Source organism: Azospirillum sp. OGB3, from assembly GCF_014192915.1.
GTDB lineage: Bacteria > Pseudomonadota > Alphaproteobacteria > Azospirillales > Azospirillaceae > Azospirillum.
This window is the reverse complement of the sequence record NZ_JACHYN010000008.1, coordinates 23,994-40,995: the sequence shown is the minus strand read 5'-3', so window position 1 is coordinate 40,995 and position 17,002 is coordinate 23,994. Positions and strand designations below refer to the sequence as shown.

The 17,002-nt window shown below is 67.2% G+C and carries 14 protein-coding genes; 8 read left to right on the top strand and 6 right to left on the bottom strand.

Features of this window, described 5'->3' with window-relative positions; all coding sequences use genetic code 11:
• Positions 1 to 93: 93 nt before the first annotated feature.
• From FHW79_RS17060 to FHW79_RS17040, 5 genes are read right to left on the bottom strand one after another with little or no spacing between them, the layout of a single operon-like run.
• Positions 94 to 1,860: a hypothetical protein gene (locus FHW79_RS17060; RefSeq protein ID WP_183180057.1), complete on the bottom strand. Its 1,767-nt coding sequence runs from the start codon at positions 1,858 to 1,860 to the stop codon at positions 94 to 96.
• Positions 1,861 to 1,904: 44 nt separating this feature from the next.
• On the bottom strand, positions 1,905 to 2,831 hold the full coding sequence (locus tag FHW79_RS17055; protein ID WP_183180056.1) for a beta-xylosidase: 927 nt from the start codon (positions 2,829 to 2,831) through the stop codon (positions 1,905 to 1,907).
• Positions 2,828 to 3,643 (bottom strand): TIGR04290 family methyltransferase, encoded by an 816-nt coding sequence (locus FHW79_RS17050; protein ID WP_183180055.1) that lies wholly within the window; start codon positions 3,641 to 3,643, stop codon positions 2,828 to 2,830. The genes FHW79_RS17055 and FHW79_RS17050 overlap by 4 nt, the downstream gene beginning before the upstream one ends.
• Positions 3,640 to 4,236, bottom strand: a complete 597-nt coding sequence (locus FHW79_RS17045) for a histidine phosphatase family protein (protein WP_348984187.1) — start codon at positions 4,234 to 4,236, stop codon at positions 3,640 to 3,642. The genes FHW79_RS17050 and FHW79_RS17045 overlap by 4 nt, the downstream gene beginning before the upstream one ends.
• 8 nt (positions 4,237 to 4,244) lie before the next feature.
• A complete protein-coding gene (locus FHW79_RS17040; protein ID WP_247884472.1) occupies positions 4,245 to 5,231 on the bottom strand; it encodes a myo-inositol-1-phosphate synthase in 987 nt (328 codons plus the stop codon).
• A 432-nt stretch (positions 5,232 to 5,663) separates the two neighbouring features.
• On the opposite strand from FHW79_RS17040, the gene FHW79_RS17035 reads away from it, so the two are divergent.
• The 6 genes from FHW79_RS17035 to FHW79_RS17010 are packed head-to-tail and all read left to right on the top strand — an operon-like array spanning position 5,664 to position 12,566.
• A complete protein-coding gene (locus FHW79_RS17035) occupies positions 5,664 to 6,776 on the top strand; it encodes an NAD-dependent epimerase/dehydratase family protein (protein ID WP_183180052.1) in 1,113 nt (370 codons plus the stop codon).
• 34 nt (positions 6,777 to 6,810) lie between these two features.
• Positions 6,811 to 8,121 carry a TIGR04295 family B12-binding domain-containing radical SAM protein gene (locus FHW79_RS17030; RefSeq protein ID WP_247884449.1) on the top strand — a complete coding sequence of 437 codons (1,311 nt, stop codon included), beginning with the start codon at positions 6,811 to 6,813 and terminating at the stop codon, positions 8,119 to 8,121.
• Between the two features lie 44 nt (positions 8,122 to 8,165).
• Entirely contained in the window at positions 8,166 to 9,260 is a 1,095-nt protein-coding gene (locus tag FHW79_RS17025) for a glycosyltransferase family 4 protein (RefSeq protein ID WP_247884448.1), read from the top strand.
• The gene (locus FHW79_RS17020) at positions 9,257 to 10,381 is read left to right on the top strand and encodes a glycosyltransferase (RefSeq protein ID WP_183180050.1); all 1,125 of its coding nucleotides are present in this window, start codon (positions 9,257 to 9,259) and stop codon (positions 10,379 to 10,381) included. The genes FHW79_RS17025 and FHW79_RS17020 overlap by 4 nt, the downstream gene beginning before the upstream one ends.
• On the top strand, positions 10,378 to 11,472 hold the full coding sequence (locus tag FHW79_RS17015) for a glycosyltransferase (protein ID WP_183180049.1): 1,095 nt from the start codon (positions 10,378 to 10,380) through the stop codon (positions 11,470 to 11,472). The genes FHW79_RS17020 and FHW79_RS17015 overlap by 4 nt, the downstream gene beginning before the upstream one ends.
• The gene (locus FHW79_RS17010) at positions 11,469 to 12,566 is read left to right on the top strand and encodes a glycosyltransferase (protein ID WP_183180048.1); all 1,098 of its coding nucleotides are present in this window, start codon (positions 11,469 to 11,471) and stop codon (positions 12,564 to 12,566) included. The genes FHW79_RS17015 and FHW79_RS17010 overlap by 4 nt, the downstream gene beginning before the upstream one ends.
• 18 nt (positions 12,567 to 12,584) lie before the next feature.
• On the opposite strand, the gene FHW79_RS17005 is transcribed toward FHW79_RS17010, so the two are convergent.
• Positions 12,585 to 13,187 carry a DUF1003 domain-containing protein gene (locus FHW79_RS17005; RefSeq protein WP_247884447.1) on the bottom strand — a complete coding sequence of 201 codons (603 nt, stop codon included), beginning with the start codon at positions 13,185 to 13,187 and terminating at the stop codon, positions 12,585 to 12,587.
• 778 nt (positions 13,188 to 13,965) lie between these two features.
• Between FHW79_RS17005 and FHW79_RS17000 the strand changes: the two genes are divergently transcribed.
• Positions 13,966 to 14,163, top strand: coding sequence for a type II toxin-antitoxin system ParD family antitoxin (locus tag FHW79_RS17000; RefSeq protein WP_183180047.1), 198 nt, complete (start codon positions 13,966 to 13,968; stop codon positions 14,161 to 14,163).
• The gene (locus FHW79_RS16995) at positions 14,153 to 16,915 is read left to right on the top strand and encodes a PAS domain S-box protein (protein ID WP_247884446.1); all 2,763 of its coding nucleotides are present in this window, start codon (positions 14,153 to 14,155) and stop codon (positions 16,913 to 16,915) included. Before FHW79_RS17000 ends, FHW79_RS16995 begins: the two co-directional genes overlap by 11 nt.
• The last annotated feature ends 87 nt before the right edge of the window (positions 16,916 to 17,002 follow it).

The window sequence follows — 17,002 nt, the reverse complement described above, 5'->3', positions numbered from 1 at the left end:
TCGGTCTTCGAAGGCGTGACCCAGATCGGCTGTGCACGAGTGCCACGGTCGTGAGAAACGCGCCAAGTCCGAAGGAGATGCTTGAAGCAGCGGTTACGGCGTGCCGGCGGGAGGTGGGGAGCGCCCACCACGGTCCGCTTGCCGTTTCCAAGCCTCCCCGTAGAAGCGGCGCATGGACGCCGCTCCCGCATCGGAGGAGGCGAATGACCAATAGCCGATCTGGAAGGCGAGATAGCAGGGAAGATGGAAGGCCACCAGCCGCTTTGAAGCGCCCACTGCGTCGCACAGCCGGTCGGCTTCCGCCTCCGCAAGGCCGAATTCCACGATGGCCCCCGCCACGTCCCAAGCGATGTCCTGGCAGCCGACCACGTCATGCGCATCGGCGTGATCGAGCGAGTCGGCCTTCAGCACCCGGCCGTCGGTGGTGCGCAGCCACTCCCAGATGTGAAGGCGGTTGTCGGTGATGACGCGCCGGACCCCGGCGTCCAACTCCCTCAGGATGTCCGGCGTCCAGCAATCCAAGGAGACGGTCGCGGCGGCGCCAAGCGCTTCGCCGATGTTCACGCGCGCCATCGCCAGCAGATCCGGAAGGCAGGCGCCCGTGTCACGCTCCGCCGGAAAGCGTTGGGCGCGGAACAGAAGATAGTCGGCCAAGCGCTCCAGAGGCATGGTGGAGGGCGGTTGCGCACCGTCCAACCAACGCTCCGCCAGGAAGCCATGACGGAGTGCCATTGGTTTTGTTGTGAAACCCGCCTGATGCAACGCGCGGGCCCGATCCAGCTTGGCCTCGCCCAGGCGTCCGAGGCCGGCGAATTTCAAAAGCCAGGAGCCGGAGGCAGTGCGCAGCAGGAACTTGCGGCGCTCCTGCTGCGCATGGACCGGCGGCCAGTCCGCCGCAACATTCGCCGCCAAATCCCCCGCCAAATCCCCCGATACCATCCGCCATGCGCCGCCCGACAGATCGCGCAACGGTGCGACCGCAGGGCCGAGCGTGTCCTCGAACCAGCACTCCAACGGCGGCACCGGGCCATGCGCAGCGTGCGTCAGTTCATCGAAGCCGATCACCGGACGCACCGCCTCGGCCCAGCGGCGACGGTGCCGGTCGGCTGAGCGCGGCCCCGGATCGCCGCCATGGCTGGGAAGGAACGCGATCCGCCGGGACGGCACGCCCGCCGTCTCCAACCAATCGGCGACGGCGCCGAACGAACTGCCGGACAAACCCGGCCCTTCATCGACGATCACATAGGACGCGCCCGCGTCGGCCAGCAGGGCGGCCCGCAGGCGAGCCGACACGCGGACGGCGCGTTGGAACGGATGACCGATCGGACGCAGAGTGACCGGAGGCGCTGCGTCCAGCGCAACCGCCGCCATCGCCGCCAGTCCGGTTCCGATGCTGCGCAGGCCAATCACGACGAACGGAGTCGGCAAGTCCGGCGGAAGCCGGGCCGCAGCCTCCAGATAGGCTTCCGGATAGAGGCCATAGAAGGCATAGCCTTCGGGTCGGCGTATCCGCACGGCTTCGGGCAAGGGTTGCGCCGACAACGTTTCCAGCTCAGCCGCCAGCGCGCAAGCGTCCGGCTGCGGCTCGCCGCGCCAGGATCGGGCGACGGCGCGGGCCAATCCCATCACGACCGCCATCGCCGCATCGCGGCACGGGGTGCAATCGTCCTCGCCCAGCGCCGCGAATTCCGCATCAGCGAGGCCCTGCGCAAGCTCCGCCGCCTCGATGAACAAGGACACCAGCATGGCATGACGGATCAGCCCGTCAGGCTTGGCGACGGCCGCACGATGGGCGGCGGCGATCCGCCCCATGGCGACGCGCGGGTTCTCGTGACGGTCGCGATCGCCGTAAACCAGCATGGTTCACCCGCTCCGCGCGGCGAAGTGTCTTGGTCTACCGCCTCCTATCCCATCGCCAGCAGGGGGAACGGCGCGGCCGGAGCGGTGCTGGCGTAACGGCGGACCATGGCGGCGCAAAAATCCGCGAACTCCTCGGCGACCTGGGGCGGGCTGGTGTGGTGCGGTTCGATTCCACGATGCTCGGGCGTGAAGCAGAAGGTTATGGTGACATCGAAATCGGCCAGCGCTTCCATCTGACGGTCGAACCAGGCGAGCGCGTTCGGCCGGAAGCTGTCGGCCCAGGACAGGCCGGTGCGCAGGTGCCGGACACCCAACCGCTTCATCCAGGCCACCGCCTCGTCCAGCCGGTGATCCTCGAAGTGGAACCATTGGCAAATCCCCATCTCGGCCGCATAGGGCGCGTAGGCGTCGAGCGCCGGCTTGGGCGTACCATCCGCCCGCAGCAGCCCCATATGGAAATGACGGTAGTAGGAGGAGCCCTCCGCCTCCTTGTGGCGCGTCGTCGCCTCCCAAGCGCTGGGCAGGTCGTAGAGGCTGTACCAGTGAATGCGCGGAACCCGGCCGATCAGCAGCTCCGCGGTGCGGGTGACGCCCCAGGCCTGCACCTCCTCGGCACCAAAGGACGAAACGCCGGCCTCCGTCACCCAGATGGGCTTGCCGGTGACGGCGCGAATCTCCTCGATCTTGTCCGGCCATTCGTGGATCTGCCAGAGATTCCAGTCGAGCGGAAAGCCATGCACCGCAACAACGTCCACATGGTCCAGCGCGCCGCGTTCGTCCAGACGTCGGATGAAGGAGGGATCGATGGGCGAGATGCCGCCCAACACGCGCGTGAGCGCGCCATTCTCCGCCCGGATCGCCTGTCCGGACAGGATCGTCATGCGGGCGAACAGATCCCATTCCGGATCGAGATCGGGATTCCAGTGGGACTTGTTGTTGGGCTCGTTCCAGATCTTGGCGGCTTCGATCATCCCTGGCTTCCCGTCCTGACGTGGTTTGCCGGTGCCCGTCCGGCGGATGGTGCGGCGGTGGGTGGCAGGGCGGGATAGACGGCGCCCGCCTCGGTCGGCCGTGCAGCGCGGCGGCAGACATAGACCTCCTGCTCCGGATGCTCGACGATCCGAAAGCCGGCGCTGCGCAGCATGGCCTCGGCGCAGGCGGCGTTCGGGACCCACCAGTTCGTCCAGTCGCCGGAATACTGGTGTTCGATGAAATGCAGCTTCGGATAGCCGGGCGCGTTGAAGTGGTCCTGCTGGCGGAAGTCGTAATCGGTGCTCAGCGGCTCGACCACCTCGGCACCGCGCTGCATCGATTGGAAGATCATCAGGTCACGGGCGGCATGCTCGTGGATCAGGTCGAGAGCCAGCAACGGGTGGCGCAGATGATAAAGCACCCCCATGAACAAGACGACGTCGAACCGCTCCCCCAGCCGCGCCAGATCGTAAACAGACAGCTTGCGGAATTCGATATCCTGGCCGGTCACTTCGGCGGCGAAGCGCGCCTGTGCGAGATAACGATCGTCAAAGTCGATCCCGACCACCCGCTCGGCGCCGCGCCGCTTCATCTCGATGGAGTAGAAGCCGCCGTTGCAGCCGATGTCGAGCACCGTCAGGCCGCTCAGATCCTGCGGGACCGCATGGGCGAACCGTCGCCACTTCACGTTCGGGTAATCGTGCAGGAAGTGGTCGGGGGCGGTGCTGACGCCGTTCAGATCGATGTTGTGGAACCAGTCCCCCAGCGCGGCGACCCGGGCGCGGATTTGGTCGGTCGTCAGATTCGTCATTCCGCCGCCTCGTTGATGCTGTGGACCTTCAGGCCCCATTCCCCGGCGATCAGCACGCTGCGGGACGCCGGAGCGATCTCGAACCGGGCGTGGAAATCCACCGAAAGCCCCAAGGCGTGGGACAGCGCCGCCTTGATGACGTCGGCGTGGCTGACCAAGGCCACGGTCCGGCCGGCGTACCGGCGGCGCAGCCGCTCGATGCAGCGCGTCATCCGGGCCTGAGCCTCCAGCATTGTTTCGCCCCCAGGCGGGCGGGCATGCGACCGCGCGCTGTTCCACAGGTTCCAAGCCGGATCGCCGCGCAGGTCTTCGAATCGCATGCCGGCCCAGGCGCCGAGATCAAGCTCGTTGAGATCCTCCTCCACCTCCACGGCCCAGGCCTGTGACGCGGCGATGGCCGCCGCCGTTTCTACGGCGCGCTCCAGCGGGCTGGACAGCACGGCGGCGAACCGGTGCCGCGCCAATGTGACGGCCAGCGCGTCGGCCTCGCGCCGGCCGGCCTCGCTGAGCGTCACACCGGGCATGCGTCCGCACAACACGGAGCCCAGCCGGTCGTGCGACGCGTGACGCAGCAGGACCAGGATCGTTTCCACGCCGCCGCTCACGCCCGGAAGCGCGGGCCGTCCGCTGCCTCGCCGGCGATGAAGCGCAGCGTGCGCTCGCGCGCTTCATGGTCGGTGAACTGCTCGGGGGGCGATTTCATGAAGTAGCTCGACGGCCCGATCAATGGCCCGGCCATCTTCCGGTCCAGCGCCAGCTTGGCGCAGCGCACCGCGTCGATCACGATGCCGGCGGAGTTCGGGCTGTCCCAGACCTCCAGCTTCAGCTCCACGCTCAGGGGCACCCCCCCGAAAGCGGTGCCCTCCAGCCGGATGTGCGCCCATTTCCGGTCGGCCAGCCAGGGGACATGATCGCTGGGACCGATATGGACGTCGTCCGCGTCGAGCGGCACGTCCAGTTGGCTGGTGACGGCGCGGGTCTTCGAAATCTTCTTCGATTCCAGGCGTTCGCGTTCCAGCATGTTCTTGAAATCGGTGTTGCCGCCGAAGTTCAGCTGATAGGTGTGGTCGAGCCGGACGCCGCGCTCGCGGAACAGGTTCGCCAGCGTGCGGTGGATGATGGTGGCACCCATCTGGCTCTTGATGTCATCGCCGATGACCGGCAGGCCGTGCCGCTCGAACCGCTTCGCCCAAACTGGATCGGAGGCGATGAAGACCGGGATGCAGTTGACGAAGGCGCAGCCGGCCTCCAGCGCCTGCTCGGCATAGAACTCCGTGGCTCGCTGCGAACCGACCGGCAGATAGGACACCAGGATATCGGTGCCTGAGCGGCGCAGGGTCTCGGCGATGGCAACCGGCGCCTCCTCCGACTCCTCGATGTCACCGGCCAGATAACGGCCGATGCCGTCCAGTGTCGGACCGCGCTCCACTTGTACCCCCGAAGCACGCGGGGTTGCGAAACGGCACGTGTTGTTCGGAGGGGCAAAGATGGCGTCGGACAAATCCCGCCCGACCTTGGCGGCGTTCACATCGAAGGCGGCAGACATTTCAATGTCGCTGACCCGGTAGCCGCCGAGATCGAGAGTCATCAGCCCGGGCGGCGGCTCATTAGCTTGAGCATCGGCATAATAGCTTACACCTTGCACGAAGGATGAAGCGCAATTTCCGACACCGGCAATCGCCACCCGCAGCTTTTTCCCAGTCACGAAATTCTCCTCATTCTGAAAACTTCCTCAATGAACCGGAATGATATTTGTATCTTGGAAAAATAATTGCGGGAAGATCGTCCAATCTGACCACGACTTTTGGATTAGGTGTGGAAAAGGATAAAACGATGTTAATGTTGATACGATCACGTTTCTGCTCACAAAGCGAACCGAACACATGGGAATCTCGTGCCGCATGTGAAAATTTATACTTCTTTATAAGCGACAATGCGGCTTCTGTTTCCAATTTTATGCATAATCAACACAACCGTTAATAGCCGTTGCGAACATCACCGTCCATCAGCGGAGGGACTCGTGGGAGAATCCGTTCTTGTCACCGGTGGCGCCGGTTTCATCGGCCGCCACGTCGCCAGGGCGCTCCTCGCCCGCGGCGACCGGGTTCGGGTTCTCGACAGTCTGATCGCGCAAGTCCATCCCACACGGACGCGGCCCGGCGAACTGGACCCGGACGTCGAGTTGCTGATCGGGGACATACGCGACGAGGCCATGGTCGGTCGGTCGCTGGAGGGAATGGATTCGGTGATCCACCTCGCCGCCGAGGTCGGTGTCGGCCAGAGCATGTACGCGGTGGACCGCTACACCTCGGTGAACGACCATGGGACGGCCGTGCTCTTCCAGCGGTTGATCGAGCGGCCGGTCCGCCGGGTGGTGGTCGCCTCCTCGATGAGCATCTACGGGGAAGGTCTGTACCGGACCGTCGACGGCATGGCGATGGAGGACGTGGTGCGCGGCGGGCGCAATCCGGACGGCTCCTGGGACCCGCTCGACTCCAACGGACGGCCGCTGATCCCCGTCCCCACGCCGGAGAGCAAGCGCCCGGCCCTGAGATCCGTCTACGCCATCGGCAAATACGTGCAGGAGCGGCTGGCCCTGACGCTCACCGCCCAGTACGGGATGGAAGGGGCGGCGTTGCGGCTCTGGAACGTCTACGGCCCCGGGCAAGCCCTGTCGAACCCCTACACCGGGGTGCTGGCGATCTTCGCCTCGCGCATCGCCAACGGTCAGCGGCCGATGATCTTCGAGGATGGCCAACAGCGGCGCGACTTCGTGCATGTCGGCGACGTGGCACGCGCGTTCCTGCTGGCGCTTGACCAGCCAGCCGCCAACGGCGAGGTCTTCAACATCGGGTCCGGCGAGGACCATACCGTGGAGGGGGTGGCGCGGCTCCAGGCCGCCTCGATGGGCCGGCCCGACCTGACGCCGGAGATCACCGGCCAAGCCCGCGCCGGCGACATCCGCCACAACATCCCTGACCTGGGCAAGGCCCGGACGGTCTTGAACTACGAAGCGCGGCAGGGTTTCGCCGGAGGTCTGAGCGAACTCGCCGAATGGGTTGCCCGGCAGGAGGCGCAGGACCGCGTAGCCGAGGCCCGGGGTGAACTCGAAGCGCGGGGGCTGGTGGCATGAACCGCCGGTCCGGACCGGCCTTGGTGGAGGCGACATGATGCGTGTGGCGTTGGTCAACCCGGCCTGGACCTTCGCGCACAGCATCTATTTCGGCTGCCGCGAGCCGCATCTGCCCCTTGAACTTGGCTACTGCAAGGCGCTTCTGGAGCGCGCTGGACATGACGTCCTGCTGCTCGACGGGCCGTTGACGGGGGTGTCGAACGGCGAACTGGCGGATCGGGTGGCCGGCTTCGCGCCCGGCCTCACCGTGGTGACGACCGCACCGACCTACCTGTTCTGGCGTTGCGCCCCGCCGGAGATGCGAATCCCCCGTGATTTCCTACTGACGCTGGATGGACGCGGCGGCCGGACCGTCGCGGTGGGGCCGCATGGATCGACCACCCCCGGTGCGGCCCTGGCCAAGCTGGGCGTGGACGTTGTCGTGCGGGGCGAATGCGAGGAGATCGTGAAACGGCTTGCTGACCGGCTGGATTCCGGCCAGCCCGGGTTGGACGGCGTTCCGGCGCTGGCCTTCCGCAGCGGCGGCGGAACCGTCGTCACCGGCGGCCCGCACACCGGCCGCTTCGTCGATCTGCCGGCGCTGTCCTGGCCCGCCGAATGGCTTGAGCGCCATCACCACCATCACCACCGGTACGGCACCGAACCGCTCGGTGCCGGGGCCGAGGTCGAGGCGTCGCGTGGCTGCCCCTACACCTGTTCCTTCTGCGCCAAGATCGATTTCCGCGACCAGTACCGCCGCCGCGACACCGCCATCGTGTTGGAGGAGATCGACCGGCTGACCGCCGTCGGCGTGCGCTACGTCTATTTCATCGACGAGATCTTCCTGCCCCGCCGCGACCTGTTGGAAGCGCTGGTGGAGCGTCCGGTCGAGTTCGGCATCCAGACCCGCATCGACCTGTGGAAGCCCGACCTGCTGGATCTCCTTGGGGCCGCCGGCTGCGTGTCGATCGAGGCCGGGGTGGAAAGCCTGACCGAGGAAGGCCGCGCGGCGCTCGACAAGAACTGCCGCATGAGCACCGACGCACTGGCCGACCGCCTGATCCACGCCCGGCGCAGCGTCCCCTTCGTCCAGGCCAACCTGATTGCCATGGCCGGCGACGACGCCGGGCTCGTCGCACGATGGCGGGAGAGGCTGCACGGTGCCGGCGTCTGGGCCAACGATCCGGTGCCGCTCTACCCCTACCCCGCCTCGCCCGATTACCGACGCCTGTGGGGCGAACCGGACGACCGGGCGTGGGAAAGGGCGCACGAGCACTATCTGCGCCAATTCGCACGACTGAGCGACATTCAGGAGGAGGAGCCCCTGCCCTTGCATGAGCTGGAGGCCGCATGCGGTTGCCGGTGACGCCCCCGGCAGCCCCCGCGCATCCATTCCCCGCGCATCTGTTGATGACGGCGGACAGCGTGGGCGGAGTGTGGACCTACGCGCTCGACCTCGCCCAGGAACTGGCGGCCGGCGGCCTGCGAGTTACGCTGGCGGTGCTTGGCCCGTCACCGCAGGAGGACCAGACCGCGGCGGCGCGCGCCATCCCCGGCCTGGAATTGATCGACACCGGCCTCCCGCTGGACTGGATGGCGGAGGACCCGGCCGCGATCCGGCGCGGCGCCGAAGCGCTGGGAGCGCTCGCCCGGCGATTGGACGTGGATCTCGTCCATCTCAACAGCCCGGCCCTGGCGGCGGACGCCGGATTCACGGTTCCGGTTGTGGGGGTCTGCCATTCCTGTCTGGCGACGTGGTGGGCCACCCTGCGCGGTAACGCCCTGCCGGGCGACTTTCTCTGGCGGATCGAGGTTCTGGCGCGGGGCTACCGGGCCTGCAACGCGCTGGCGGCGCCGAGCGCCGCCTTTGCGCAGGCCACCGCCGCCGCCTATGGTTTGCCGCCACCGGTCGTGGTGCGCAACGGACGCCGTCCTCCTCCCGGCGGTGGGCCGGGCGGACGGGAGCGTTTCGTCTTCACCGCCGGGCGCTTGTGGGACGACGGAAAGAACATCGCGACGCTGGACGCGGCGACGGCGCTGCTCGCGGCACCGGTGGTCGCCGCCGGCTCGCTGGAGGGGCCGGGCGGGAATCGCCGGACCCTGCGTCACGCCGAGGCGCTCGGGCGCCTGGATGCGGCGTCGGTCGCGGCATGGCTGGCGCGGGCGCCGGTCTTCGCTTCCGCCGCGCTCTACGAGCCGTTCGGCCTGACGGTGCTTGAAGCCGCGCAGGCCGGCTGCGCGCTGGTTTTGTCGGACATCGCGACCTTCCGCGAGTTGTGGGACGGCGTCGCGCTCTTTGTGGAGCCGAGGGACAGCGCAGCCCTGGCCGCCACGCTCCGCCGCCTGCTGGACGATCCGGAGGAGGCCGGGCGCCTCGGCGAGGCGGCGCGGCTCAAGGCTGGGCAATACGGCATGGAGCCGATGGCCTCCGGCATGCGCAGTCTCTACCGCAGCGTCCTGACGCGTCACACACCCACTCCCTCCCGCAAGGAGGCCGTCGCGTGAAGATCGTCTATTTCACCCATTCGCTGGCGTCCTGCTGGAACCACGGCAACGCCCATTTCCTGCGCGGCGTTCTGCGGGAGCTGATCATCCTCGGCCATGAGGTCCGCGTCTTTGAACCCGAGGGCGCGTGGAGCCTGCAGAACCTTCTGGCCGATCATGGCGAAGCGGGGCTGGCGCCCTACCGGACCGCCTATCCGGAGCTGAGCTCGCTGACCTTCACAGCCGGCGCCGACGCGGCGGCGCTGTGCGACGGGGCCGATCTGGTCATCGTCCATGAATGGAACGACCCGGCTCTGGTCGCGGCGGTGGGCCGGGCGCGGGCGCAGGGCGGTCGCTTTCTCCTGCTGTTCCACGACACGCACCATCGCGCGGTCAGTGATCCGGAGGCCATCTCCGCCTTCGATCTCTCCGGCTACGACGGCGTCCTGGCCTTCGGCGAAACTCTGGCCGCCGTGTACCGGCGCTGGGGCTGGGAGGATCGCGTCTTCGTCTGGCACGAAGCCGCCGACGTCCGGCTGTTCCACCCGCTGCCCGGGGCGGAGCGGCGCAGCGGAGCGGTGTGGATCGGCAATTGGGGCGATGGCGAGCGGGCGAAGGAGCTGGGGAGCTTTCTGTTCGCTCCTGCCCGCGCCGCGGGTCTGCCTCTGGACGTCTATGGCGTGCGCTACCCCGCCGAAGCCCTGTCAACGCTGAAGCGGCACGGCATCGCCTACAAGGGTTGGCTGCCCAACGTCCGCGCGCCTGCGATATTCGCCCGCCATCGGGTCACCGTCCATGTGCCGCGCCGTTTCTACGTCGAATCCCTGCCAGGCATCCCGACCATCCGCGTGTTCGAGGCGCTGTCCTGTGGCATCCCGCTGGTCAGCGCGCCGTGGAGCGATTGCGAGGTTCTGTTCCGACCGGGAACGGATTTCCTGGTCGCCCGCGACGGTGCCCATATGACCGCCCATCTGCGCGCCGTTGACGGCGACGCCGACCTCCGCGCGGCGTTGGTCCGCAACGGCCTGGAAACGATCCGCGCCCGCCACACCTGCGCCCACCGCGCCAGTGAGCTGCTCGCCATCGTCGCCGCTCTGGCTGGCACGCCCACCCCCTCTTCGATGCTGGAGCCTGTCCGATGAAGATGGCCTTCTACGGTTCGAGCCTGCTTTCCTCCTACTGGAACGGCGCCGCCACCTACTATCGCGGCATGTTGAGCGAACTCGCCAAGCGGGGTTGGGACGTCACCTTCTACGAACCGGACGCCTTCGACCGCCAGAAGCACCGCGATATCGAGCCGCCCGACTGGGCCGGCGTCGTGGTGTACGAGGCCACCGCCGACGCCTGCCGCACCGTGATCGCCCGCGCCGCCGAGGCCGATGTGGTGGTAAAGGCGAACGGCGTCGGCGTCTTCGACGACGAGTTGCTCGACGGCGTGATGGATTCCGCCGCTCCCCACGCCTTGCGTGTCTATTGGGATGTCGACGCCCCCGCCACCCTGGCCGAGCTACGGCAGGCGCCGGGCCATCCCCTGCGCCGCCGGCTGCCTCAAATCGACGCCGTGCTGACCTACGGCGGCGGCCCGCCGGTGATCGCAGCCTACGAGGCGATGGGCGCCCGCCTGTGCCGCCCCATCTACAACGCGCTGGACCCGGCGACGCACCATCCCGCTCCGACCCAATCGCGATTCGCCGCCGATCTCAGCTTTCTTGGCAACCGCCTGCCCGACCGCGAGCAGCGTGTGAAGCGCTTCTTCCTGGAGCCAGCCGCTCACAACCCCCAGAGGCGCTGCATCATCGGCGGCAGCGGCTGGGAGACGAAGGGGCTGCCGGCCAACGTCACCCACATCGGCCATGTCGGCACCGCCGACCACAACGCCTTCAACAGCTCGGCGCTGGCGGTTCTGAACATCGCCCGCGACAGCATGGCCGAGGTCGGCTTCTCGCCCGCCACGCGGGTGTTCGAGGCTGCCGGAGCGGCGGCCTGCCTGATCACGGACGCTTGGACGGGGGTCGAACTGTTCCTCACCCCGGACGAGGAGATCCTCATCGCCCGCGACGGCCAGGACGTGACCGATCATCTGCGCGCCCTCACCCCGGCCCGTGCCCGTGCCATCGGCGATGCCGCGCGGCGTCGTGCCCTTGCGGAACACACCTACGCCCGGCGCGGCACGGAGGTTGACATGTTGCTGCGCGAAGCCCTGGCGGCCCGGCGGGAAAGGAGCGCGGCGTGAAGCTCGTCGTCCTGGGGCTGAGCTTGTCCTCCTCCTGGGGCAACGGCCACGCCACCACCTTCCGCGCCCTTCTCAAGGCGTTCGCCGCACGCGGCCACGAGATCCTGTTCCTGGAGCGCGACGTTCCCTGGTACGCGCAGAATCGCGATCTCGCCGATCCCGGCTATTGCCGGTTGGCCTTCTACAAGGATCTCGCTGACCTGCGGCGGTGGGCCGGAATGGTCGAGGAGGCCGACGCGGTGCTCGTCGGTTCCTACGTGCCCGATGGTGTCGCCGTCGGCCGTTGGGCGCAGGAAATCGCGCAGGGGATCGTCGCCTTCTACGACATCGACACGCCGGTGACCCTGGCGAAGCTGGAACGCGGCGACGAGGAGTATCTCACCCCTGCCCTCATTCCCGGCTATGACGTGTATTTCTCCTTCACGGGCGGACCGACGCTGGAGCGGCTGGAGTCCCGCTACGGCTCGCCGGCGGCGCGCGCGCTCCATTGCTCCGTGGATGCCGACGCCTACGTGCCCCTGCCGACACCCAAGCGCTGGGATCTGAGCTATCTCGGCACCTACAGCCCCGACCGGCAACCGACGCTGGAGCGGTTGCTGCTGGAGCCGGCCCGGCGTGCGCCGTCGCTGCGCTTCGTCGTTGCCGGTCCGCAATACCCCGACGGGATCGCCTGGCCCGGAAATGTCGAACGTCGGCATCATGTTCCTCCAGCCGAGCATCCCGCCTTCTATGCGGCCAGCCGCTTCACTTTGAACGTGACGCGCGAGGACATGATCCGCGCCGGCCACAGCCCCAGCGTCCGGCTGTTCGAGGCCGCCGCCTGCGCCACTCCGATCATCTCCGACCGTTGGGACGGCCTCGACGCGCTGCTGGAGCCGAACCGGGAGATCATTCTCGCCCACACGTCCGGCGACGTTCTGCACGCCCTTCACCAGTTGGACGACAATGCCCGCCAAGAGATGGGCGCAAGAGCCCGGCGGCGAGTCCTGGAACACCACACCGCCGCGCATCGCGCGGACACGTTGGAACGGGAACTGGAAGGCGCGATGCGAAGGGCCGGCCGCATCACGAGTGCGGCATTGCCCCTTCAATAAAGCGGTGCAAGCAGTCCGTCACGGCTCCCCGGCCGCAGGCTTATTGGATGATTTCTTGGCCTCAATCTGGTCAAGCACCGCTTCGGGGGCGACATCCTGCTTGATGACGTCCAGATCGGAGTCAACGTCCGTCTTCACCCCCATGTGATCGGCCATGGACGACACCAGGGCCGTCAGTTTGGTGATTTCGTGCTCCGCCAACAGGCTGATTTGCAGATCGAGATCAGCCCGCTTGCTGGCAACCTCAGACATCCGATTTTGGCTGATGAGCACGAAGGTGGACAGAAAGATGGCCTCCACGGACGCGATCATTGCCAGGACGACGAAGGAAGGGTCCCAGCGCGAAACACCGGGCACCCACCCCAGGTTGGCGATGATCCAGAAACCAAAGAATGCCAAATGCAGATAAACGAACGTCATGCTGCCGGTGAAGCGGGTGATCGCATCGGCAATCCGCTCCTCCGCGGTCGCCTCGACCTCCTCCCGTTCCCTGCGCTGGTGCAGCGCCTGGATGTTCCGTTCGAGCACGGCGCTCAAGCCGGGGGATGGCGGCGGGTAGGTTGGCGGGTTTGCGGACTTCTCCGCACGATCTCCGCCATGCTGGGGCGGTTGTGCGTTCATGGCTCTGCCTTGCTCAAGTGAACCGTCTTCGCCTCGTTCCTCTTCCAGGACCGGGGTTTCGGTCGCCCCATAAGGCGGCGCTCAATGGCGCTTTCGATGCTGCCCCCGGCGGTTGGAAGTGGAGGCTTTGGCCTGGGACGGTTTCGGAGCCTCTGGGGACAAGGGTCTGTGCAGCGATAGGTTGCTGGTGACCGGCACCGCCGTTCGATGGACTGCGGGAATGGCTTGCAGCCCGGTCGTCCAACCGGTGAACCGGAGCTTGCTCCCCGCAACATCGGGCGGCGGCCGTCCCTTTTCCAGCGTCAACAGCAGGCGAGGCACTTCCCGTCACCCCGACGGCACGTTATTTTGCGCCACCGTGGGCCTGCCCAGTTCCATGGGGTGCCATTAGCAAAAATCCGCATGTCCAGCGTCGCCGCGCCCATGGCGTGCCGATGGGCCAGCCATTTCCCGGCGGCCAAACAACCGGCAAGGCAGCGGTGCCATTCATGCCGCTTCGCAAGTGGGACACAGCCGGATCTTTGATCAGACGTCCGTATCCAGCGCTCTAGAATTGTTTCAATGCCGATCAATGCTCGCGTTCCAATGCCTTTGATCCAAGAACAATCCAGCCCGGCCTGCCGCCCGGCCTCGCCGGTTGCATTGTCTTCTGTATTGCCGCCGCTCCTCTGGCCTTCGGAAAGCCATGGCCGGAGGTACCATGCCCTTCGGGCGACTTCCGGGCTCTATTTCTGTGTCGTACTCTGTGGCACCGTTTCCTTTCCGTTGCGATGGTCCCATGTCCAGGCGCATCAGCCAGAGCGTTTCCCTCACCCCGGAACTCGACCGCTTCGTCCAGACCCTGGTGGCGTCCGGCCGCTACCAGACGGCCAGCGAGGTGGTTCGGGACGGGTTGCGCCTGCTTCAGGAGCGCGTTGCGCTGCCGCCGGCGTCGCTTGCCCAGCCCTCTGCCTCAAGCGGTGGCCATGATCCGTGACGTCATCGCTTCGGAGTTGGATTGGCCCAGTGGCGGCGGGACCATGGGAGCGCTGATCCGAACCCATGATTGGGCTGCGACGCCCCTCGGACCGAAGGCGAACTGGCCACTGTCCTTGCGGGTGGTCGTCGACCTGATCCTCGCCTCCCCGCTTGGCATGATTGTTCTCTGGGGACCCGACCTCATCCAGATCTACAACGATTGCTACGCTGAGATCACCGCTGGCAAGCATCCCCGCGCCCTCGGCCAACCCACCCGCGAGTGTTGGCCCGAAGTTTGGGATTTCAACGGTCCGATCTACGAGGCCGTGTTCCGCGGTGAATCCCGAGGGTTCGACGATCAGAAGCTGATCCTCAAGCGCAACGGCGTCCCGGAGGAAACCTGGTTCGACCTCACCTACAGTCCGGTCCGCAACGATGCCGGGAACATCGCGGGCGTCCTGGTGACGGTGCATGAGGTCACCAAACGCAAGCGGACCGAACTTGCCTTGCGCGACAGCGAGAGCCGCTTCCGCGCCCTGGTGAGCGCGTCCTCCTACGCCATCTACCGCATGAACGTCGACTGGACGGAACTGCGGCAACTCGACGGGCACGGCTTCCTCACCGACACAACGGACGGCAACAAGGCGTGGCTGGAGCAGTACATTCATCCGGACGACCAGCCGCAGCTTCTCGAGGCCGTACGGGAAGCCATCCGGACCAAGAGCGCCTTCGATCTGGAGCATCGGGTCCGGCAGGCCGACGGATCACTGGGATGGACGCATTCGCGCGCGGTGCCGATCCTGGATGCGGATGGCGAGGTCTGCGAGTGGTTTGGGACCGCCAGCAACATCACCTCCCGCCGAAGCACCGACGAGGCGCTGCGGCGCAGCGAGGCGCGGCTGTCCGCTCTCTTCGCGCGCGCGGCGGTCGGCTTGTCGGAACTCACGCTGGATGGCCGCTTCCTCCGCGTGAACGACGAACTCTGCCGCATCCTGGGACGGGCGCGGGAGGAGGTCGTGGGCTTGTCCGTCGCCGACGTCACCCACCCCGATGATCTGGCGGCGAGCCACGCCGCCATCGAACAGGCCTTGCGGACGGGCGAGACCGTGGCGCTCGACAAGCGCTACCGGCGACCCGACGGGACGCATGTCTGGGCGAACAGCGGCATCACGATCGTGCCCGGCAATGGTGACGAGCGCCACCTCCTTGCGGTCACGGCCGATCTGACCGCCCGGCGGGAGACCGAAGCGGCCCTGCGCGAGAGCGAGGCGCGGTTCCGATTGATGGCGGACGCCGTGCCGCAGATCGTCTGGATCACCGACGCCGAGGGGCGGGTCGAGTTCTTCAACCGGCAATGGGCCGACTACACCGGCGTCGCTTACGATCCCCGGGGGGCGCCAACCACGGTGTCGGACGTCATCGCCGACTTCATCCATCCGGACGATGCGGCGCTGACGACCGAGCGCTTCCAAGAGGCGCAGCGCTCGGACAGCCTCTATCTCGTCGAACATCGTCTCCGTTCGAAGACAGGGGAATACCGTTGGTTCCTGGTCCGCGGCCTGCCCTACCGCGACCCGCACAGCGGTGAGATTGCCCGCTGGTTCGGCACCTCGACCGACATCCACGACCGCAAGCACGCCGAAGCCCTGCTGCAGCAGGCGCGCGACACGGCCGAGGCGGCGAGCCGGGAGAAGTCGAACTTCCTCGCTTCGGTCAGCCATGATCTGCGCCAGCCGGTGCAGGCGGCCAACCTCTTTCTCGAGCTTCTGCGGCGGCAGCCGCTCGACCTGAAGGCGCGCGACCTGTTGAAGCCGCTGTCAGACAGCATGACCAGCCTGACGGGCATGCTGAGCGGGCTGCTGGAGGTGGCGCGGCTCGACGCCGGCCTGCTCACGGTGCAGGCGCGGGTCTTCGACCTCGACGAGTTGCTGAAGCGTCTCTACGGCGAATTCCAGGGACCGGCGCGCGAGGCGAAGCTGTGGTTGCACATGCCGCCAGTTGCCCGATCGGTCCGGTCCGACCCGCTGCTGGTGGAACTGGTGCTGCGCAATCTGATCTCCAACGCCGTCAAATACACCGAACAGGGCGGGGTCACGGTGGGGACCCGGGTCGAGGGGGACCGGCTGGCGATCGACGTGACCGACACTGGGCGGGGCATCGCCCCGGAGGAGATGGAGCGTATCTTCGATCCCTACTACCAGATCGGCAATGCGACCGGTGAGCATGCGCGCGGCTTCGGCATCGGCCTCGCCACCGTGCAGCGGGTCGCCGATCTGCTGGCGACCCGGGTGACGGTCCGCTCCAAACCCGGTATCGGGTCGACCTTCAGCCTGACGCTTCCGCTGGCGGACGAGGAGGCGCAGGTCCCAACCGCTGGGGAGGGGGCGCTCGGCGGGACGTTGCGGGGCCGGACGGCCCTGGTGGTGGACGACGAACCAATGGTCCTGAAAGCGTTGGAGGTCACTCTGGGGAGCTGGGGCGTGTCCGTGCACACTGCCCGCACGCTTGCGCAGGCCCGGACCATGCTGAAGGAGTTCGGGGCTCCACCCGACATCCTGATCGCCGATCACTCCCTGGGTGCGGGAGAGACCGGCGTGGCCATCATCAGCGAAGCCCGCCGAGGCGGCACACCGGTCACAGTTCTGGTGACCGGCGACACCTCGGCTGAACGGCTGGCCGAGGCTGGGCGGACCGGCATTCGCATGCTGCACAAGCCAATCGATCCCGCCAAGCTGGAAGCACTGCTCGCGGATGGGCTGCGGGGGCGATGACAACGCTTTTTGTGATCGTGCCGGTTCGGCCAAACCCCTTCCCATCGTGATCTCGTCGCGTTGCCGGACACGCGGTGCACGACACCG

What these genes read in the sequence shown, in the direction of transcription:
- FHW79_RS17005 (WP_247884447.1), bottom strand. Translation starts at nt 13,187, where the DNA reads ATGAACGCACAACCGCCCCAGCATGGCGGAGATCGTGCGGAGAAGTCC.
- FHW79_RS17050 (WP_183180055.1), bottom strand. Translation starts at nt 3,643, where the DNA reads ATGACGAATCTGACGACCGACCAAATCCGCGCCCGGGTCGCCGCGCTG.
- FHW79_RS17025 (WP_247884448.1), top strand. Translation starts at nt 8,166, where the DNA reads ATGACGGCGGACAGCGTGGGCGGAGTGTGGACCTACGCGCTCGACCTC.
- FHW79_RS16995 (WP_247884446.1), top strand. Translation starts at nt 14,153, where the DNA reads ATGATCCGTGACGTCATCGCTTCGGAGTTGGATTGGCCCAGTGGCGGC.
- FHW79_RS17060 (WP_183180057.1), bottom strand. Translation starts at nt 1,860, where the DNA reads ATGCTGGTTTACGGCGATCGCGACCGTCACGAGAACCCGCGCGTCGCC.
- FHW79_RS17055 (WP_183180056.1), bottom strand. Translation starts at nt 2,831, where the DNA reads ATGATCGAAGCCGCCAAGATCTGGAACGAGCCCAACAACAAGTCCCAC.
- FHW79_RS17030 (WP_247884449.1), top strand. Translation starts at nt 6,811, where the DNA reads ATGATGCGTGTGGCGTTGGTCAACCCGGCCTGGACCTTCGCGCACAGC.
- FHW79_RS17040 (WP_247884472.1), bottom strand. Translation starts at nt 5,231, where the DNA reads ATGACTCTCGATCTCGGCGGCTACCGGGTCAGCGACATTGAAATGTCT.
- FHW79_RS17000 (WP_183180047.1), top strand. Translation starts at nt 13,966, where the DNA reads ATGTCCAGGCGCATCAGCCAGAGCGTTTCCCTCACCCCGGAACTCGAC.
- FHW79_RS17015 (WP_183180049.1), top strand. Translation starts at nt 10,378, where the DNA reads ATGAAGATGGCCTTCTACGGTTCGAGCCTGCTTTCCTCCTACTGGAAC.